Below are 20,099 nucleotides of genomic sequence, written 5' to 3' on the forward strand. Positions count from 1 at the left end.
TCAATGCGACGTATCGCAAGGTCACACGGGCGGTGGAGGATGCGCGCATCAACCACGTCGCGGGTTGCCCGTGGTACTCCGGCGACTGGCCGATCATCAATCCGGGCGAGAGCACCACCCTGTGGTGTCCCGATACCGAGGACTGGGTGCAGTTCGATTCCTCGCAGGACGGCTACATCGCCAGCGGCAGCGGCAACATCATGGGCTACAAGAAGCCCCGCCGGACCTACAAGGCGGTGGAATTCCAGCTGGACCGCGCGTGGGACGACAAGTGGGCGTTCAACGCCAGCTACCTGTGGTCGAAGTCCGAGGGCAACATCGAAGGGCCGGTCAATTCGGACACCGGCTACGCGGATACCAACCTGGTGCAGTACTACGATCATCCGGCGGTCAACGAGCGCTATGGCGTGCTGTTCAACGACTTCCGCCACCAGATCAAGCTGCGCGGCAGTTACAAGTTGAACGAGCAGTGGAGCTTCGGCGCCACGCTCTCAACGCGGTCCGGTGGGCCGATCACGGCGTTCGGCGTGGTGTGGCCTGACGACAACCGTGCGGCGGGCGGCCCCGGCGAGTTCAGCGGCGGTGGCTCGGGCTGGCTGTGCTATTCGTCGCCCACGAACAACTGCGCCAACTGGGCGACGCGCCAGCTGACGTATTCGGAGCGCGGCGCATTCGGCCGCATGCCGTGGGTCACCGACGTGGGCGCGAACGTCACCTGGACGCTGCCGGTGGAGGGCATCGACCTGAAGGCACGGCTGTCCGTGTACAACCTGTTCAACAACCAGACCGTCGTCAACGTGCACTCGCGTTACGAGGCGCAGCCTGGCGTGCAGCTTCCGCACTTCGGCCAGGGAACGGTCTGGCAGGCGCCGCGCTACACCCAGCTCGTGGTGACCTGGACGTTCTGACTGCACAGCGCATGCGATCCGGCGTGTGTCTCTCCCGTGGCCTGCCGTTCGCGGCAGGCCTTTTCTTTTCCGTGCCGTGCTATTCCTATGCACGGCTGCTTCCCGAGGTGTCTCCCATGACGAAGCGCGTCACGTTCGCGTGCAGAACCGCCCTCCTGGCCGCGTTGGTCCTCGTCCTCGGCGCCTGCGCCCATTCCGGCCCGCGCAATCCGCTCGCCACGTGGGTGCCGTCGAAGAATTTCGACGAGCGCCGACCGGTGGTGATCGTGCTGCACTACACGGAACAGGATTCGGTGGAACAGTCGCTGGACACCCTGCGCAGCCGCAACAGCGGGGGACGCGTGAGTTCCCACTACCTGCTCGGCAAGGACGGCAAGGTCTATCAGCTGGTGAGCGATACCCGACGCGCCTGGCATGCCGGTGCGGGTCGCTGGGGCGCGATCACCGACGTCAACAATGCGTCGATCGGCATCGAGATCGACAACGACGGCAAGAGCCCGTTTCCCGATGCGCAGATCGACAGCCTTATCGTTCTGCTGCGCGACCTGACCACGCGCCTGCGCATTCCCCCCACGCAGGTCATCGGCCATTCTGACCTGGCGCCGTCGCGAAAGATCGATCCTGGCCCGCTGTTCCCGTGGAAGCGCCTGCACGACGCCGGTTTCGGCCTGTGGCCCGCGGCCCGTGCGGGCGAACCGCCGCCCGGTTTCGACCCCTGGCTGGCGCTGCAGGCCATCGGCTATTCCATCGACAACCGGGGCGACACCGTGCGCGCCTTCCATCATCGTTTCCGCGGCATGGAGGGCAGCGAACTCGACGCCGAAGACCTGCGCATCCTGCACGCATTGACCGCCACTCCGTTCGCCCAATGAACAGGAATATTCAAGTCAGTTTTTTCGCTGATCAAGAATAATTTATTGACTCATCGCGGGGCGCGTGCTACACCGCCATGAAAGGGGTTTTCGTGTTGTCCCGCCGGAGAATGTTCGGATCCGGCAACGCAGTAACCGGCGGGGTGCCGGCGCAGTAACCGAACCAACAGGCAATGCCTGCGCTGCGTCGCCGGAACCGGACGCGCCGGGTGGCACGCATGGGGATCCATACGCGCGGGGAATGACGGCAACAGCGCGGCGATGCGCCCGGACAGGGCGGGGCCGTGCGCCGATTTCCCCGGGCGGCGTGCACCACGCACCGCAGGCATCGTATCGGCCACGTATCGCCGCGTTCTTACCTCCAGGAGATTCCGCATGCCCTCTCGCTCCCGCCCGCTCACGCCCCGCCATCTCGCCGTCGCCATCGTGCTGGGGCTCGCCGTACCCGGCGTGGGACTCGCGCAGGAGGCGGCATCTGCGACGCAGGGCGAGGCACGCACGCTGGAAACCGTTTCCGTCACCGGCTCGCGCATCAAGCGGACCGACGTCGAGGCGGCGCTGCCCATCACCATCATCCAGAAGGCGGAGATCGAAGCCCAGGGCATCACCTCCGCCGAACAGCTGCTGCAGTTCCTCAACATCGCCAGCAACGGCTCGGACAGCCTGGCGGCGAACGCCGGCATCGCGCCGGCCGACCTGCGCGGCAACAACGGCGTTTCCGGCGCCAACCTGCGCGGCCAGGGCGCCGATGCCACGCTGGTGCTGTTGAACGGTCGCCGCGTCGCGACGCACGGCCTGCGTGGCCAGGCGGTCGACCTCAACTCGATCCCCTTCGCGGCGATCGACCGGGTGGAAGTGCTGCGCGATGGCGCCTCGGCGGTCTACGGTACCGATGCGATCGGCGGCGTCATCAACTTCATTACCCGCAGCGACTACCGCGGCATCACGCTAAATGCCGGCGTCGACGTCACCCAGGAGGGCGGCGGCAACGTCTACACCGCCAGCGTGCTCGGCGGGTGGGGCGACATCGATGCCGACGGGTGGAACGCGTGGGGCACCCTGAACTACCGCAAGAACGAGATCCTGCTCGGCACCGACCGCGATTTCTCCAACACCTTCCAGCCCGAGCGTGGCCTGTCGCCCGACACGCGCGGCACGCCCTTCGCCACCGTGTCGAACATCGCCGGCGGCCTCATCAACGGAACGCTGGTGAATCCGGCCGGTGGTCCCAACCAGGCGCTGGTCAACACGCTCAACCTGCCGGGTGGGCCCGGATGCGAGGCCGGCGGCGACATGATGGGGCCGTACGCCTACCAGCTGTGGGGCGTCGCCAATTCGCGCTATGCGTGCGCCTGGGATTACCCGGCCGCGCAGGTCATGCAGCAGCCGCAGGAGAGCCTGCAGGCGCTGGGCCGGGCCAGCTTCAAGATCAGCGACAACCACCAGTTCTACGTCGAAGCGATGGGCTCGCGCACCGAATCCAACCGCCAGTTCGAAGCCCAGCAGATCACGTCGAGCGCCTCGACGGCGGCATCGGCGCTCGGCCCGAGCACGTGGTTCCCGTACCTGCCCAACGATGCGCAGGCGCTGGCCACCTACAACATGATCTACAACGCGCTGGCCAACTACTTCGGCACGGCCAACCTCGTGTACGGCAACCGCATCGCCTACCGCTGGCGCTGCGAGGTCTGCGGGCCCCGCCAGATCGAGACGACCACCAAGGCATACCGCCTGCTGGCGGGCGTCGAGGGCAGCATCGGCACGTGGGACTACGACGTTGGGTTGTCGCGCGCCTCCAGCGAGGCCGAATCGGTCCTCGGCACGGGCTACTACTTCACTCCCGCCTTCAAGGCCGCGCTGGGCAGCGGCATGCTCAACCCCTTCCTGATGCCCGGGCAGGAGCAGCGCGCCGAAGGCATCGCGATGCTGCAGGCCGCGTCGGCGGCGGGCACGCGCCTGTACGGCGGCGAGTCCACGGTCACCACGCTGGACGCTGCGTTCTCCGGCGGCCTGGGCTTCAACCTCTGGGGCGGCGAAGTCCAGGCGGCGGTCGGCATCGACCTGCGCCGCGAGGAGTTCGAGTTCGGCTCGGTCGAAGAAGGCATCACGCTGGACAACAGCTACATCTTCGGCGCGCCGTTCGATGCGGCGAACAACATGCCGAAGGTGACGCGCGACGTGAAAGCGGTCTATGCGGAAGCCTTCCTGCCGGTCGTCGACAGCCTGGAGCTGAGCCTGGCCGTGCGCCGTGACGATTACGACGGTTTCGGCAGCACGGTGAACCCGAAGTACTCCTTCAAGTGGCAGCCGATCGATGCGCTGGCGTTCCGCGGCGCGTACAGCACCGGCTTCAAGGTGCCCGAGTTCACCAAGCTCTTCAGCGGCGTCACCGAAAGTCCGTACACGGGCTTCGATCTGGCCGACCCGGCCAGCTGCCCCGGCGGCGTGGCCAACCCGGCCGTGCCCGGTTGCGAAGCGATCCAGCCGGACATCCTGACCGGCGGCAAGTCCGACCTGAAACCCGAGGAGTCCAAGCAGAAGAGCTTCGGCCTGGTGTTCGCGCCGACCGGCAACTTCAACATGAGCCTGGACTGGTGGGAAATCGAACGGACCAACACGATCCGCGTGCCCAACCAGGCGACGCTGATCGCCAACTACGATCTGTTCACGGCCAACTGGATCCGCGATGCGTCGGGCGAGGTCATCGCGATCGATCGCCGCTTCATCAATTCCGGCGGCACGCTGATCAGCGGCATCGAGCTCGACGCCAACCTGACCGGCGAACTGGCCGGCGGCATATGGCGCATCAACCTCAACGGCAGCTACATCGACAGCTTCCAGGAAAAAGCCCTGGAAACCTCGCCCTACGGCAACAACCTGGTCGGCAAGTACGTCCGCTACTACAGCCTGCCGCTGAAGTGGAAGCACACGCTGGGCTTCAACTGGGCCAAGGGCGACTGGGCGCATACCCTGACCCAGGTCTATCGCGACGGCTACAAGGACGAACTGCCGGTCAGCGTCGCCAATGGCAGCTACGTGCCCGAGGACTGGAACCCGAACGTCGACGACTACATCACGTACAACTACAGCCTGACATGGACGGGTATCGAGAACACCAAGCTCACCTTCGTGATGCGCAACGTGCTGAACGAGGATCCGCCGTTCACCGCGCACCAGAACGACTTCGCGTCCGGCGCCGCGTGGGAGCCGCGCGTCGCGGATCCGCGCGGCCGCTCGTTCGCGCTGATGGTCGAGTACAAGTTCGACTGACCTGATCCGCGCCCGGATCGATGGTATCGGGGCCGCCGCCGGCAACCGGCGGCGGCCCCCCTGTTTGCAGGATGCGAGGCCTGCGGTAACGCGGAACCCGAATCACGCCATGAAGCACGTCCTTGTCTGCCTTGCGCTGCTGGCGCCCGTCGCACATGCGGCACCCGCCAACGATGCCTTCGACATCGCGGTGGAACAGACCTTCGAGCGATACCGGCTGCCCGGATTGGCGGTGGGCGTCATCCGCGATGGCGACATCGTCTACACCCGCACGCTCGGCGAACGGGAGGCCGGTGGCGGCGGGAAGATCGACAATGACACGCTGTTCAAGATCGCGTCCAACAGCAAGGCGATGACGGCGGGCGTGCTCGCGCGCCTGGTCGATGCCGGCAGGCTGAAGTGGGACGACCCGGTCATCAAGCACCTGCCGCAGTTCCGCATGCACGACCCGTGGGTCACGCAGCAGATGCAGGTGCGGGACCTGCTGATCCACAACAGCGGCCTGGGCCTGGGTGCCGGCGACCTGATGCTGTGGCCCGAACCGAACCGCTTCACCCGCGCCGACATCATTGCAGGCCTGCAACATCTGAAGCCCACGCACAGCTTTCGCGCCGAATATGCCTACGACAACCTGCTGTACGTCGTGGCGGGTGAGGTCGCGGCCGCCGCAGGCGGTGCGTCGTACGAGGAACTGGTGAAGCGCGAACTGTTCGAGCCGCTCGGCCTGTCGCGCTGCCAGGTGGGCGAATGGAACCGGACCGAAGTCGGCAACGTGGCGCAACCGCACATGCGCACGCCGCAGGGCAACCGTGTCATCCGCGAGGACGGCGACATCGTCCCCAACGTCACGTCGATGGCGGCCGGCGGCATCCGCTGCAGCCTCGATGACATGCTGGCGTGGATGCGCATGTGGTTGTCGCCGGATGCGGCGCCCGTGTGGCTGTCGCCGGTACAGCGCAAGGCCGTGTGGACCGCGCACATGCCCATGCCGGTGAGCGCGCGCATGCGCGCGTGGGACAATACCCATGTCTCGGCCTATGGCTATGGCTGGCGCCTGTCGGACGTGGACGGGGCGTGGAAGGTCGCGCACACCGGCACGCTGGCCGGCATGTACTCGTCCGTCATCCTGCTGCCCGACCAGCGCACGGGGATCGTCATCCTCATCAACGGCGAAGGCGAAGCCGCGCGCACGGTACTGGGGCAGGTACTGACCAAGCACTTCACCGATCCGCAGTCGATGCCCACGGTGGCGTACTACGCCGGTCTGCTGGATCACGAGCGTGCAGGCGAGCGGGCCGCCAGACCAAAGCCTGACACGCGGCATCGCGTCCCCGCCGGAGCCCGGAGCTTGGACGACTGGACGGGCCATTACCAGGATCCATGGTTCGGCAAGGTCGCGCTGTGCCTGGATCGCGGGCAGGTCCGGTTCGCATCCGAGCGTTCGCCGATGCTGACGGGCACGGTCATGCGGGTCGGCACACGATGGCTGGTGGACTGGGATGACGAGAGCGTGGACGCGGAGCCGTGGCTGCACTTCGGCACCGCGTCGGACGGCGTCGCCACGTTGACGCTGAGCCATGTCGACCCCGACGCCGATTTCAGCTACGACTACCAGGACCTCGCGTTCGTCCGCACGGCGTCGTGCGACGGAGGGCGATGACATGGGTCGTGCCTGGCTGCTGCTGGCGTGCGTGCTTCCCTGGTTGAGCGCGTGCGCGTCATCGCCGGTGGTAGAAGTGTCTCGCGCGCGCGACGCGTCGCAGGCGGGCCTGGTCGACGCGGCCAGCGTCGTGCCCGGACTGGCGCAGGACATCCGCTACGCCGGCACGAACAACTTCGTCGGCACGCCCGTCACCGGTTACGACGCACCGAAGTGCCTGTTGCTTGCGCCGGTCGCGCAGGCACTGGCACGCGTGCAACAGGACTTCCAGAGCGAAGGCCTGTCGCTGAAGGTGTTCGACTGCTATCGCCCGGTACGCGCGGTGCAGCACTTCGTCCGCTGGGCGCGCGATCCGTCCGACCAGCGCACCAAGGCGGGTTATTACCCGAATCTCGAGAAGGACAGCCTGCTGGATGGCTACATCGCGGAGACATCCGGGCACAGCCGTGGCGCGACGCTCGATCTGACGCTGGTGCGATGCGACGGTGACGCGTGCGTCGAACTCGACATGGGCACGCCGTTCGACTTCTTCGATCCGCGCGCCAACACCGCGCATCCGTCCATCAACGACGACCAGCGCCGCAACCGCGAGCGGCTGGTGCAGGCCATGGCCCGCCATGGCTTCCAGAACTATGCGATGGAGTGGTGGCACTTCACCTTCCGTCCCGAACCCACCCCGCGAACTGCCTACGACGTCCCGATCCAATGAGTGCTTCCCCCTCTTCCCCCTCGCCGATGGCCGCCGATGTCGCGGTGATCGGCAGCGGCATCGTCGGCCTGTCGACGGCGCACCATCTGCTGGATCGCGGGCTGTCGTGCGTGCTGATCGATGCCAAGGGGCCGGCGGGCGAGACATCGTTCGGCAACGCCGGCTCCATCTCGGTCGGCAACGTGATGCCGCAGTCGACGCCGGGCATCGTCACCAAGGCGCTGCGCATGCTGGCCAATCCGCTGGCGCCGCTGAAGCTGGACTGGGGCGTCAGCCCGTCGTACGCGCGCTGGCTGCTGCAGTTCCTCAACCAGGGCCGGTTGCAGCACGTGTTGCCCATCATCGATGCGCTGGGCGCCATCAACACGGCATCGCGCAGCGCGTGGCTGGAGCTCGGAGAACGGATCCACGCCAGCGAGTTGATCGCGCACACCGGCTATCTGCACGTGTACAGCGAGGAGGCGACGTTCGCGAAGGGTGAATGGGAACGCGGACTGATGCGTGAACGTGGCGTCGTGTTCGATGTGCTGGATGCCGCCCAGTTGCGCGACCTGGAACCGGGCATCGGGTCGGGATTCCGGCGCGCGGTGTTCCAGCGCGAGTCATTGGCGATGCGTGACCCGGGGGCGTTCTGCAGGCGGCTGTTCGATGACCTGGTCGCGCGTGGTGCGACGTCGCTGATCGCCCGCGTGTCGGGCGTGGCGCGCCAGGGCGGGGGCTATCGGATCGATACCGACCTGGGGCCTGTGCATGCCGGCCGGGTGGTGGTCGCTGCCGGCGCGTGGAGCAATGCGTTGCTGCGCCCGTTCGGGCTGAAGATTCCCGTGATTCCCGCGCGCGGGTACCACCTGATGTACCCGCAGGCGCAAACGGTAGTGCGCCGTCCCACCTTGTGGGCGGAGCGCTACATGGTGGTGTCGCCGATGCAGGAAGGCATCCGGATGACCAGCATCAAGGAGCTGACCGCGCTGGGTCGCGATCCGCACTACGCGCTGATCCGCCGGCTCGACCCCGAGGCGCGCACGCTGTTTCCCGGTATCGCGGGCGAACCGGTGTCCGAGTGGGCCGGCAATCGCCCCTGCACGCCCGATTCGTTGCCGATCATCGACCGCGTGCCGGGGGAAGACGTCTTCGTCGCCACCGGCCACGGCCACCTCGGCCTGACCCAAGGACCGGTCACGGGCAAGCTGCTGGATCAGATGATGGCCGGCGAGGCGACGGAGATACCGCTGGCGCCCTATGCGCTGGCGCGGTTCGGGTAGCCGATCCACTTGTAGGAGCGACGTCAGTCGCGACCGCAGATCGTCAGACCCACGGATTCGCGATCAAGGCGATTTGATGTCGCGAGCGCCAGTGTCTCGCCGCAGAGGTTGCCTGATGGAAGTGCGTCGGCGGTTCACGCGTGCGGTCACGACTGACGTCGCTCTTACAGAAGGGCAATGACTACGCGCCGCCGACGAATCCCGCCTGTCGCCACGCCTCGAACACCACCACGGCCACGGTGTTGGACAGGTTGAGGCTGCGGTTGTCCGGTCGCATCGGCAGGCGGATGCGCTGGTCCCCCGGCACGCCTTCCAGGACGTCCTGCGGCAGGCCGCGGGTTTCCGGCCCGAACAGGAAGGCATCGCCAGGCCCATAGGCCGGCTGGTCGTGGCGGACGGTGCCGCGGGTGCTCAGGGCGAACAGGCGTGCAGGACGGATACGCTGCAGGGCGGCGTCGAGCGACGCGTGTACCTGCAGCGTGGCGTATTCGTGGTAGTCCAGGCCGGCGCGCTTGAGCTGCTTGTCTTCCAATGCGAACCCGAGCGGTTCGATCAGGTGCAGCCGCGCGCCGGTGTTCGCGCAGAGGCGGATGGCATTGCCGGTATTCGGGGGAATTTCCGGCTGGTACAGCAGGACGTCGATGTCCAGGGTATCGGTCATGGCGCGCATTCTACGCGGCGCTGCATGGCCTCATTGGCGGTGGAGCTCCGGCCGCCGCCGGCTTGCGTGATGACGCAGGTGGAACGTGTATCGCCTGCGTATCAGCGCGAAGCCAGCTGGCTGGCCAGTGCACCGGCCTGCACCGCGATCTGCTGCATGTCCTCGGCCGACGGACGCACGGTGACCACCGGCATGTCGACCACGCGCACGGCCTGCTGGGCGACGAACTGGGCCAGGTCTTCGGCGGCCGGCGTTACGGTGATGGTGGCGAGGTCGACAATCTTGGTGTCCTTGTAGGTGTTGTAGTGGGCCAAGTCGGCGGCATCCGGGGCGACCGTCACGGTCGGCAGGTCCACGATGCGGGCCATGTCGGTGGCGGCGGTCTGGCGGTTGTCGGCGTGGCTGGCGGAAACGACCATGGCACCGGCGCACAGGGCGAACACGGCGGCGGCGGTCAGGGGGAGGAGGTTCTTGGCGTTCATTGTCATGCCTCTGTAGTGATGTTGTTGGGTGGTGTGGTAGTAAGGTAGTACACCTAGACAGAGCGATCAAGCAAAACTTTTCGTTTTGTGAGTTTCGTTCAGGCTTCAGTCAGGTTGAGCAGGTGCTGCGCGAGTTTGTTGTAGGTATCGCAGAAACCATGCCAAACGTAAGTCATTGATCCATCAAGTGTTCCGAGTGCTTCCTGCGCGTCCGCTGTCCGGAAGACTGTCCGTCCAGTGTCCGTCCTGCGTAAGCCAAGACGGGCGGCGTTGTTCGTTGTGACTGCGAACACGCTGCTTCGCCCCACGCCCGGTCATTCCGGTACGTAAGGGTTTGGATGCCGTTCAACTAGGAATCGTTGCGTCGCCCGCGAACTTGCGGAGTCAACGTTCAGTTTCACCAGGGGAGGGGGTCGCCCTGCCAATCAAGGAAGCGTCCACTTTGCTCGGCGGTGAGATGGTCGATCACCTGCAGCAGGCCGCTGGCGGATTCCGCCGCTGACAGCTGCGCGCTGTCGCCGCCCATGTCGGTGCGCACCCAGCCGGGGTGCAGAGCCACGACCTTGATGCCGCGTGGGGCCAAGGCCTGCGATAGCAGGGACGTCACCATGTTCTGCGCCGCCTTGCCGATGGCGTAGCTGGGCGTGCGGAATTCCTGGCGCAAGGCGTTCGAGCCGATCTCGGACGAGATGTTCGCCACCACGGCACCGTCGGCCAGCCGCGGCGCCAGCGCCTGCGTCAACAGGAAAGGTCCGGCCGCATGCGTGTGGAAGCTCGCGTCCAGGTCGGTGGCGGCGACCTGCCCGAAACGTTCGCCGCCGCGCAGCACGCCGGCGTTGTTGATCAGCAGGTGCAGCGGATCGTCGTCGGTCACCAGGGGCAACTCGCGCAACAGCGCGTCGCGGCTGCGCGCATCGGCGACATCCAGCGGCATCACGTGCAGGCGGCCGGGATGCTCGCCGGCCAGGCGGTTGAGCGCCGTCGCCTTGCCGGGGTGGCGACAGGTCGCCACCACGTGCCGCTGCCGGGCCAACAGCTGGATCACCAGCTCCAACCCCAGTCCCCGGTTGGCGCCGGTAATCAGGCAGTGCTTGCGGTCCATGGCGCCTCCTCGAGGGGGTTCCCCTGCCATTGGTCATGGCTTGTGGCCTAGTGTAATGACGACGGCCGGCGGCTAGCATCGCGGATTCTGCAGGTCCATACCGTATAAACAGGAGTGTCCATGTCCCTCTACCGTCGGCCCCGCGCCGCCTTGCTCGCCGTCGCTCTGTCCGCCGCCCTCGGGGGCCTGGCCTACGCGCCCGCGCCTTCCTATGCGAAGCCGGCCGCCGGCGCGGACATCGTGATCCCCTACGAGGAGTTCACGCTGCCCAACGGCCTGCGGGTGATCGTGCACACCGACCGCAAAGCGCCGATCGTGGCGGTGAACATCTGGTACCACGTGGGCAGCAAGAACGAGACGCCCGGCCGCACCGGCTTCGCCCACCTGTTCGAGCATCTGATGTTCCAGGGCAGCGAGAACCACGCCGGCGAGTTCTTCACCCCGTTCGAGCTGGTCGGCGCCACCGACCAGAACGGCACCACCAACCAGGACCGCACCAACTACTTCCAGAACGTGCCGACCACCGCGCTGGACATGGCGCTGTGGATGGAATCCGATCGCATGGGCCACCTGCTGGGCGCGATCGACCAGAAGGCGCTCGACGAGCAGCGTGGCGTGGTGCAGAACGAGAAGCGCCAGGGTGAGAACCAGCCCTACGGCCGTCGCATCAGCGCGCGCATGTTCGAGGCGCTCTATCCGGCCGGACATCCCTACAGCTGGCAGACCATCGGCTCGATGGCCGACCTGGACGCGGCCACGCTGGACGACGTGAAGACCTGGTTCCGCAGCTGGTACGGCCCGAACAACGCCGTGCTGGTGCTGGCCGGCGACATCGACGTCGCCACCGCCAAGGAAAAGGTCACGCGTTACTTCGGCGACATCCCGGCCAGCGCCACGCTGGCGGACATGAAGACCAACATTCCCACCCACGCCAAGGACACCCGCGAAACCATTCCCGACCGCGTGCCGCAGGTCCGCGTCTATCGCGCCTGGCCGGTCGCTGAAATGGGCACGAGGGACGCCGTGCTGCTCGACCTGTTCGCGCAGGTGCTGGGCGGCAGCGCGGCCTCGCGCTTCGACACGCGCCTGGTGCACGGCGAGAAGATCGCCGACCAGGCGAGCGCGTACCAGTGGAGCAGCGAGATCAGCGGCACCTTCTTTTTGATGTCCACGGTGAAGGAGGGCGTGGACCCGGCCAAGGTCGAGGCGGCGCTGGACGAGGAACTGAAGCGGCTGATCACCCAGGGTCCGACGGCGGAGGAGCTCGAGCGCGCCCGGGTCTCCGGCGTGGCCAGCTTCGTGCGCGGCATCGAGCGCATCGGCGGTTTCGGCGGCAAGTCCGACGTGCTGGCATCGTGCGCCGTCTACCAGAGCAAGCCCGATTGCTACAAGGAAGACCTCGCCATCTACGCGAGCGCCACGCCGGCCGAGGTGCAGGCCGCGGCGAAGAAGTGGCTGAGCGGCGGTTCGCACACCATTCTCGTGCAGCCCAGCGAAACGCCGGCTTCGGCCCTTCCGGAAACCGTGTTCGCGGCGCCCGCCACCACGCCGGCCGCCGCGCCCAAGGTCGACCCGAAGTTCAAGACGGTGAAGACCGACGTCGATCGCAGCACCGGTGTGCCGAAGACCACCACCTTCCCCGACCTGAAGTTCCCGGCCGTGCAGCGCGCCACGCTGTCCAACGGCATGCAGGTCACGCTGGCCGAGCGTCATGAGACGCCGGTGGTGCAGATCAATGTCGAATTCCCCGGGGGTTACGCCGCCGACGTCGGCAAGAAGCTCGGTACCGCCAGCTTCGCGATGCAGATGATGGACGAAGGCGCTGGCCAGTACGGCGCCCTTGCGTTCGCCGCCCGCAAGGAAGCGCTGGGTGCGGAACTGACCACGGGCGCCGGCCTGGATTCGGCCTCGGTCGGCCTGTCCGCGTTGACCGACAAGCTGGCGCCGTCGCTGGACCTGCTGGCCGACGTGCTGCGCCGCCCGACCTTCGACCCGGCGGAAATCGAGCGCGTGCGCGCGACCTGGATCGCCGGCATCAAACAGGAGAAGGCACGCCCGCAGACCGCCGCGCTGCGCACGCTGCCGCCGCTGCTTTACGGCGCCGGGCATCCCTATGCCATTCCGTTCACCGGTTCGGGCACGGAGGCTTCCATCGCCTCGCTGAGCCGCGACGACCTGGCGGCGTTCCACCGCGACTGGCTGCAGCCGTCGCAGGCACGCATCACCATCGTCGGCGACACCACGCTGGCCGAGATCGTGCCGCTGCTGGAAGCGCGCCTGGGCGACTGGAAGGCCGCCCCCAATGCGCCGAAGCTCGCCGCCGTACCGACGGTCGCCAACGCGGCCAAGGCACGCGTGTTCCTGATCGACCAGCCGGGCGCCATCCAGTCCAACGTCTATGCCGCACAACTGGTGCCGCCGACCGGTGATGCGGGCACCATCGATTTCGACTTCGCCAACGGCGTGCTGGGCGGCCAGTTCAGCTCGCGCCTCAACATGAACCTGCGCGAAGACAAGCACTGGGCCTACGGCTCCTACAGTGGTGCGCGCAACACCCTCGGCCAGCGTCCGTGGTGGGCGAGCGCGGCGGTGCAGAGCGACCGCACCGCCGATTCGATGAAGGAACTGCAGAAGGAGATCAGCCAGTTCGCCACCGGCCAGGCGCCGGCCAAGCCGGAAGAGATCGCCAAGATCCGCGCCGCCAACACCCTGGAGCTTCCGGGCGCGTACGAGACCGCCTCGGCGGTGCTGGCCCAGATCGCCTCCAACCAGCGGTATGGACGTCCGGACGACTACATCGTGCAGTACAAGGCCCGCAACGAAGCCATCGGGGCCGTCGATGTCGCGAAGGCGGCGGCCACGCTGTCGCCGTCGTCGCTGACCTGGGTGGTCGTGGGCGACCTGTCCAAGGTGGGCGAGTCGGTCCGCGCGCTGCAGTTGGGCGATGCCGTCGAGCTGGACGCCGACGGCAATGTCAAGAAGAAGTAAGCCCCCCGGTCTGCGCCGCCCCGGTCGCCGAGGGGCGGCGCACGACCCGGATAGATTCATCCGGCATCGGCCAGAATGACCCGACCCTCGCCCAAGGTGACCCTCATGCGTTTTGTCCTGCTTGCCGCCGCCTCCACCGTGCTGCTCTCCGCCTGCACCTGGGTGCATCTGGCCCCGAACGCGAAGAACGTCCGCGTGCTGTCCGCCGGCGCCGCGCCCGCAGGCTGCGAGAAGCGCAGCGAGATCACCGTGAAAGTGCCGGGCAACGTGGCCTTTTACGAGCGCAATGCCCTGCGCGTGCGCGACGAACTGGAGACCCTCGCCCGCAACGAAGCGCCCGGCGTTCAGGCCGACACGCTGCAGCCGCTGGGCGATCCGTCGAATGGCGAGCAGCGGTTCGCGGCCTATCGCTGCGGCCGATGAAGTGTGAACTGAGTCACAATTGAGGGCCGGCAGCGTTGGCTCCTCCGGGTCGTAAAGATGCGGTGAAGGCCCGAAGCCGTTACCCTTGTCGGCCCCCTCGCCTGAGCCTTGGCGCTAACCTCGATGCTCTTCAAGAATGTCTCCATCGCGGGACTGGCGCACATCGATGCGCCGCACACGCTGACGTCCGCCGAAATCAACGCCCGGCTGCAGCCCACGCTCGACCGCCTGGGCATCAAGACCGACGTGCTGAACGACGTGGCCGGCGTGCATGCGCGCCGCCTGTGGGACGACGACACCCAGGCGTCCGACGCTGCCACGATGGCGGCGAAGAAGGCGTTGGCCGACGCCGGCATCGGCGCCGACAAGGTCGGCCTGGTGGTCAACACCTCCGTCAGCCGCGATTACCTGGAACCGTCCACGGCCAGCATCGTCTGCGGCAACCTCGGCGTGGGCGACCACTGCCAGACCTTCGACGTCGCCAATGCCTGCCTGGCCTTCATCAATGGCATGGACATCGCCGCGCGCATGCTGGAGCGCGACGAGATCGACTACGCCCTGGTCGTCGACGGCGAAACCGCCAACCTGGTCTACGAGAAGACCATCGAGCGCCTCAACGCCCCCGACGTGACCGAGCAGCAGTTCCGCGACGAACTGGCTGCGCTGACGCTGGGCTGCGGTGCCGTGGCGATGGTGCTGACGCGCCGCGCGCTGGCTCCGGAAGCCCCGCGCTACAAGGGCGGCGTGACCCGCTCGGCGACCGAGTGGAACAAGCTCTGCCGCGGCAACCTGGACCGCATGGTCACCGACACCCGCATGCTGCTGATCGAGGGCATGAAGCTGGCCACCAAGACCTTCGCCGCCGCCAAGGTCGCGCTGGGCTGGGCCGTGGACGAACTGGACCAGTTCGTCATCCACCAGGTCAGCCGCCCGCACACGCAGGCGTTCGTGAAGTCCTTCGGCATCGACCCGAAGAAGGTCATGACCATCTTCACCGAGCACGGCAACATCGGCCCGGCCAGCGTGCCGATCGTGCTGAGCAAGCTGAAGGAACTGGGCAAGCTGAAGAAGGGCGACCGCATCGCACTGCTCGGCATCGGCTCGGGCCTGAACTGCACGATGGCCGAGGTGGAGTGGTAATCCCACCCGGCATTCGCATTCCAGGGGCCGGTTCGCCGGCCCTTTTCTTTGACGGCGGCCACGCGCGATGAACCTTCCCGGCTATCCCTCCCATCCGAAGCGCTTCGAGGTCCGCCCGGGCCTGTCGATGAACTACCTCGACGAAGGCCCGCGCGACGGCGAGGTGGTGGTGATGCTGCACGGCAATCCGTCGTGGAGCTATTACTGGCGCACGCTTGTGGCGGGGCTGTCGGACCCCGCTTCCGGCAAGCGCTATCGCTGCATCGTGCCCGACCACATCGGCATGGGCCTTTCGGACAAGCCCGACGACAGCCGCTATGACTACACCCTGCAGTCGCGCGTGGACGACGTCGCCGCGCTGCTGCGCCACCTCGGCATCACCGGCCCGGTGACGCTGGCCGTGCACGACTGGGGCGGCATGATCGGTTTCGGTTGGGCGCTCTCGCACGCCGCGCAGGTGAAGCGCCTGGTGGTCACCAACACCGCCGCATTCCCGATGCCCGCCGCGAAGGCGATGCCCTGGCAGATCGGGCTCGGCCGCGACTGGACGATCGGCGAGTGGATCATCCGCGGCTTCAACGCCTTCTCCGCCGGCGCGTCATGGATCGGCGTCGAACGCCGCATGCCCGCCGACGTGCGCCGCGCCTACGTGGCCCCGTACGACACCTGGGCCAACCGCATCGCCACGATCCGCTTCATGCAGGACATCCCGCTCGGTCCGGAGGACAAGGCGTGGCCGCTGCTGGAAGCCGCCGGCAAGGCGCTGCCGTCGTTCGCCGACCGGCCCGCGTTCCTGGGCTGGGGCTTGAAGGACTTCGTGTTCGACAAGCACTTCCTCGACGGTTTCCGCGCCGCGTTGCCGGACGCGGAGGTGCACGCGTACGAAGACGCCGGCCACTACGTGCTGGAAGACAAGCACGAGATCCTGGTGCCGCTGATCCGCGACTTCCTGGATCGTCATCCATTAACCTGATTCCTTCTCCCTGCGACAGCGGGGAGAAGGTGCCGAAGGCGGATGAGGGGCGCTTTTGCCTCTGATTGCGGGCTGCCAAGCGCTCGCTGCGCTCGCGTCCCCTCTTCCGGCGCTGCGCGCCACCTTCTCCCGCAAGGGGAGAAGGGTCAGAACTCCGGCAGCGGGTTCTTCTCGGCGTTCACCACGCCCGCCCAGTCCGCCTCCACCAGCAACGGCAACCCATGCGCCAGCCGCGCCTTGTCGCATTGCGCGCTGCGCTCGCCGAACTCCAGCGAGGCGGGCACCAATGCGCAGACCGACGGGCGCCGGTCGTGGATCGTGCAGCGGCTGTAGCGGCCGATGTCAGCGTCCAGCGCCACGCAGCGCGGCTCTTTCTGCGACGTGCCGCGCATCACCCGCTCGTGCACGCGCAGCGGCTCGGTCAGTTCGATCGGCACCACGCCGCCCTGGTCGGGGTCCGCCTCGCTCCAGTGGAAGCTCACGCGGAAGTGGGCGCAGCAGGCGCCGCAGGTCAGGCATGGGTGCATCGGCGTGGGCGGGCGTCAGGGCGCGGGCGGGACGCGCATTCTGCCAACGCCGCGGGCTGACGCAAGTACCGCCCAGCGGCGACAATGCCCGAATGACCGATCCGTGCAACATCGCCGCCAGCCTGCCCCGGCTGGCCCGCGAGCAGCCCGACCGCGTGGCCATGCGCTGCCCCGATGGCGCTGGCCGCTACACCCGCGAGCTCACCTACGCGCAGCTTGATGCCCGCAGCGACGCCATCGCCGCCGGCCTGGGCGCGTACGGCATCGGCCGAGGCAGCCGCACCGTGGTGATGGTGAGGCCCACGCCGGAGTTCTTCCTGCTGATGTTCGCGCTGTTCAAGGCCGGCGCCGTGCCGGTGCTGGTGGACCCCGGCATCGACCGCCGCGCGCTGAAGCAATGCCTGGACGAAGCCGAGCCCGAGGCCTTCATCGGCATCCCGCTGGCCCAGGTCGCGCGCCGCGTGCTGGGCTGGGCGAGATCGGCGAAGAAGATCGTCACCGTCGGCACGCGTTGGGCCTGGGGCGGCACCACGCTGGCGAAGATCGAAGCGCGCGGCAGCGGCGCGGGCCCGCAACTCGCGGACACCTCGCCCGACGATGTCGCCGGCATCCTGTTCACCAGCGGCTCCACCGGCGTGCCGAAGGGCGTGGTCTACCGTCACCGCCATTTCGTCGCCCAGATCGAACTGCTGCGCAATGCGTTCGGCATGCAGCCCGGCGGCGTGGACCTGCCGACCTTCCCGCCGTTCGCGCTGTTCGATCCTGCGCTGGGGCTGACCTCGGTGATCCCCGACATGGATCCCACCCGGCCCGCGAGTGCCGACCCGAACAAGCTGCACGCGGCCATCGCGCGCTTCGGCGTCACCCAGCTGTTCGGCTCGCCGGCGTTGATGAAGGTGCTCGCCGACCACGGCGCACCGCTGCCCACCGTGCAGCGCGTGACGTCCGCCGGTGCGCCGGTGCCGCCCGATACCGTGGCGAAGATCCGCACGTTGCTCCCCGAGGGTGCGCAGTTCTGGACGCCGTACGGCGCGACCGAGTGCCTGCCCGTTGCCGTCATCGAAGGCCGCGAACTGGAATCCACGCGCGCGTCGACCGAAGCCGGTGCCGGCACCTGCGTCGGTCGCGCCGTGCCGCCGAACGAGGTCCGCATCATCCGCATCGTCGATGCGCCGATCGCCGACTGGCGCGACGTCGTCGTCGTGCCCGATGGCGAGGTCGGCGAAATCACCGTCGCCGGCCCCACCGCCACGGATACCTATTTCCGCCGCGACGCGGCCACGCGGATCGCCAAGATCCGCGAAGCGCTGCCCGACGGCGGCGAGCGCATCGTGCATCGCATGGGCGACGTGGGCTGGTTCGATGGCGAAGGCCGGCTGTGGTTCTGCGGGCGCAAGACGCAGCGCGTGGAGACCGTCGACGGCCCGCTCTACACCGAGCAGGTCGAACCCGTGTTCAACACGCATCCGCACGTGCGGCGCACCGCGCTGGTCGGCGTGGGCGAGGCGGGCCGGCAGCGGCCGGTGCTGTGCTACGAGCTGATGCCCGGCGTGGTCGCCGATCGCGAGCGCATCGAAGCCGAACTGCGCGAGATCGGCGCGCGCCTTCCGCATACCGCACGCATCGGCGTGTTCCTGCCGCACCCGGGCTTTCCCGTCGACATCCGCCACAACGCCAAGATCGGCCGCGAGACGCTGGCCGTGTGGGCCGCCACGCAACAGGAGCAACACGCATGAAGATCCTCGTCACCGGCGGCGGTGGATTCCTCGGTCAGGCGCTGTGCCATGGCCTGGTCGAGCGCGGGCACGAGGTCATCAGCCTCAATCGCGGCTACTACCCGGTGCTGCGCGAACTCGGCGTGGGCCAGGTGCAGGGCGATCTCGCCGATGCGCACGCGGTGCGGCACGCTGCCGATGGCGTCGATGCGGTCTTCCACAACGCCGCCAAGGCCGGTGCGTGGGGGAGCTATCGCAGCTACCACGACGCCAACGTGCTCGGCACGCAGAACGTGCTCGATGCCTGCCGCGCGCACGGCATCGGCCGGCTGGTCTATACCTCCACGCCCAGCGTGACCCACCGCGCCACGCATCCGGTCGAAGGTGGCACGGCTGACGACGTGCCGTACGGCGAAGGCTTCAAGGCGCCGTACGCGACGACGAAGACGGTCGCCGAGAAGGCCGTGCTCGCCGCCAACGATGCTGCGCTGGCGACGGTCGCGCTGCGCCCGCGCCTGATCTGGGGCCCGGGCGATCATCAGATCCTCCCTCGGCTGGTATCGCGCGCGCGCGCCGGCCGCCTGCGCATCGTCGGCAGCGGCGAGAACCACGTCGACACCACCTACATCGACAACGCCGCACAGGCGCATTTCGATGCCTTCGACCATCTCGCGCCCGGCGCCGCCTGCGCAGGGAAGGCGTACTTCATCTCCAACGGCGAGCCCTGGCCGATGCGCAAGCTGCTCAACGCGCTGCTGGAAACGGCCGGCGCGCCGCGCGTGGACAAGCACCTGTCGTTCAAGGCCGCCTACCGCGTGGGCGCGGTGTGCGAGACGCTGTGGACGGTGCTGCCGTTGAAGGGCGAGCCGCCCATGACGCGCTTCCTCGCCGAGCAGCTGAGTACCGCGCACTGGTACGACATGGCGCCCGCGCGCCGCGACTTCGGCTACGTACCGCGCGTGTCGATGGAGGAAGGGTTCGCGCGCCTGCGGGCCTGGCTGCGCGAACATCCGGTCTGAGACCGCACCGCACGCTCTCCTTCACGTCCGAATCACGACGCTGAAGCCCGTCCATATCGGCGCTCCGGACACTCACGCGGCGATGACTCCCGGCATACCAGCATGGCGCACGCCACTACCGGCTGTACCACTGGCCAGATGCCAAAGGGAGTTTCCATGCTGCGCTACGCCATCATCTTTTTCGTCATCGCGCTCATCGCCGCCGTGCTGGGTTTCAGCGGCATCGCCGGCGCCGCCACCAACATCGCGTGGGTGCTGTTCGTTGTCTTCGTGATCCTGGCGATCATCTCGCTGCTGCGCGGCAAGCGCGTCTGACGCATACCGTCTCTCTCCGCCGGGACGGCATGATGCCGTCGAGCCCGCCCCGAGCCTGCATGAAGCAGGCGGA

At 67.6% G+C, this 20,099-nt stretch carries 16 protein-coding genes and 1 pseudogene; 13 read left to right on the forward strand and 4 right to left on the reverse strand.

Annotated elements, in window-relative coordinates; all coding sequences use genetic code 11:
- The 6 genes and pseudogenes from CYU89_RS11915 to CYU89_RS11940 all read left to right on the forward strand — a co-directional run.
- A pseudogene (locus CYU89_RS11915) lies at positions 1–908 on the forward strand (energy transducer TonB); the annotation flags it as partial.
- Between the two features lie 116 nt (positions 909–1,024).
- Entirely contained in the window at positions 1,025–1,780 is a 756-nt protein-coding gene (locus CYU89_RS11920; protein ID WP_296281283.1) for an N-acetylmuramoyl-L-alanine amidase, read from the forward strand.
- A gap of 375 nt (positions 1,781–2,155) precedes the next feature.
- Positions 2,156–5,050 (forward strand): TonB-dependent receptor, encoded by a 2,895-nt coding sequence (locus CYU89_RS11925; RefSeq protein WP_296281284.1) that lies wholly within the window; start codon positions 2,156–2,158, stop codon positions 5,048–5,050.
- Between the two features lie 109 nt (positions 5,051–5,159).
- Positions 5,160–6,710 (forward strand): serine hydrolase, encoded by a 1,551-nt coding sequence (locus CYU89_RS11930; protein WP_296281285.1) that lies wholly within the window; start codon positions 5,160–5,162, stop codon positions 6,708–6,710.
- 1 nt (position 6,711) lies between these two features.
- Entirely contained in the window at positions 6,712–7,419 is a 708-nt protein-coding gene (locus CYU89_RS11935) for a M15 family metallopeptidase (RefSeq protein ID WP_296281286.1), read from the forward strand.
- On the forward strand, positions 7,416–8,681 hold the full coding sequence (locus tag CYU89_RS11940) for an FAD-dependent oxidoreductase (RefSeq protein ID WP_296281287.1): 1,266 nt from the start codon (positions 7,416–7,418) through the stop codon (positions 8,679–8,681). The genes CYU89_RS11935 and CYU89_RS11940 overlap by 4 nt, the downstream gene beginning before the upstream one ends.
- A gap of 181 nt (positions 8,682–8,862) precedes the next feature.
- Here the strand turns inward: CYU89_RS11940 and trmL are convergent, their stop codons facing one another.
- The 3 genes from trmL to CYU89_RS11955 all read right to left on the reverse strand — a co-directional run bounded on the left by trmL (position 8,863) and on the right by CYU89_RS11955 (position 10,926).
- On the reverse strand, positions 8,863–9,342 hold the full coding sequence (trmL, locus tag CYU89_RS11945) for a tRNA (uridine(34)/cytosine(34)/5-carboxymethylaminomethyluridine(34)-2'-O)-methyltransferase TrmL (RefSeq protein WP_296281288.1): 480 nt from the start codon (positions 9,340–9,342) through the stop codon (positions 8,863–8,865).
- Between the two features lie 101 nt (positions 9,343–9,443).
- Positions 9,444–9,830, reverse strand: a complete 387-nt coding sequence (locus tag CYU89_RS11950) for a hypothetical protein (RefSeq protein WP_296281289.1) — start codon at positions 9,828–9,830, stop codon at positions 9,444–9,446.
- Between the two features lie 391 nt (positions 9,831–10,221).
- Positions 10,222–10,926: an SDR family oxidoreductase gene (locus tag CYU89_RS11955; RefSeq protein ID WP_296281291.1), complete on the reverse strand. Its 705-nt coding sequence runs from the start codon at positions 10,924–10,926 to the stop codon at positions 10,222–10,224.
- Between the two features lie 120 nt (positions 10,927–11,046).
- On the opposite strand from CYU89_RS11955, the gene CYU89_RS11960 reads away from it, so the two are divergent.
- The 4 genes from CYU89_RS11960 to CYU89_RS11975 all read left to right on the forward strand — a co-directional run bounded on the left by CYU89_RS11960 (position 11,047) and on the right by CYU89_RS11975 (position 16,450).
- Entirely contained in the window at positions 11,047–13,914 is a 2,868-nt protein-coding gene (locus tag CYU89_RS11960; RefSeq protein WP_296281293.1) for a pitrilysin family protein, read from the forward strand.
- Positions 13,915–14,019: 105 nt separating this feature from the next.
- A complete protein-coding gene (locus CYU89_RS11965; RefSeq protein ID WP_296281295.1) occupies positions 14,020–14,337 on the forward strand; it encodes a DUF4156 domain-containing protein in 318 nt (105 codons plus the stop codon).
- 123 nt (positions 14,338–14,460) lie between these two features.
- Positions 14,461–15,477 (forward strand): 3-oxoacyl-ACP synthase III, encoded by a 1,017-nt coding sequence (locus CYU89_RS11970; RefSeq protein ID WP_296281297.1) that lies wholly within the window; start codon positions 14,461–14,463, stop codon positions 15,475–15,477.
- Between the two features lie 67 nt (positions 15,478–15,544).
- The gene (locus tag CYU89_RS11975; RefSeq protein WP_296281299.1) at positions 15,545–16,450 is read left to right on the forward strand and encodes an alpha/beta fold hydrolase; all 906 of its coding nucleotides are present in this window, start codon (positions 15,545–15,547) and stop codon (positions 16,448–16,450) included.
- A 146-nt stretch (positions 16,451–16,596) separates the two neighbouring features.
- Here the strand turns inward: CYU89_RS11975 and CYU89_RS11980 are convergent, their stop codons facing one another.
- On the reverse strand, positions 16,597–16,977 hold the full coding sequence (locus tag CYU89_RS11980) for a YkgJ family cysteine cluster protein (RefSeq protein ID WP_296281301.1): 381 nt from the start codon (positions 16,975–16,977) through the stop codon (positions 16,597–16,599).
- A 92-nt stretch (positions 16,978–17,069) separates the two neighbouring features.
- Here CYU89_RS11980 and oleC point away from each other — a divergent pair, with 92 nt between their 5' ends.
- The 3 genes from oleC to CYU89_RS11995 all read left to right on the forward strand — a co-directional run bounded on the left by oleC (position 17,070) and on the right by CYU89_RS11995 (position 20,026).
- Positions 17,070–18,713, forward strand: coding sequence for an olefin beta-lactone synthetase (gene oleC, locus CYU89_RS11985; protein ID WP_296281303.1), 1,644 nt, complete (start codon positions 17,070–17,072; stop codon positions 18,711–18,713).
- Complete coding sequence (oleD, locus tag CYU89_RS11990; RefSeq protein WP_296281304.1) at positions 18,710–19,711, forward strand: 2-alkyl-3-oxoalkanoate reductase; 1,002 nt, start codon at positions 18,710–18,712, stop codon at positions 19,709–19,711. Before oleC ends, oleD begins: the two co-directional genes overlap by 4 nt.
- 156 nt (positions 19,712–19,867) lie before the next feature.
- Positions 19,868–20,026, forward strand: coding sequence for a DUF1328 domain-containing protein (locus CYU89_RS11995; RefSeq protein ID WP_082563134.1), 159 nt, complete (start codon positions 19,868–19,870; stop codon positions 20,024–20,026).
- Positions 20,027–20,099: the final 73 nt, after the last annotated feature.

The sequence above is a fragment of the Pseudoxanthomonas sp. genome (assembly GCF_002863005.1).
GTDB lineage: Bacteria > Pseudomonadota > Gammaproteobacteria > Xanthomonadales > Xanthomonadaceae > Pseudoxanthomonas_A.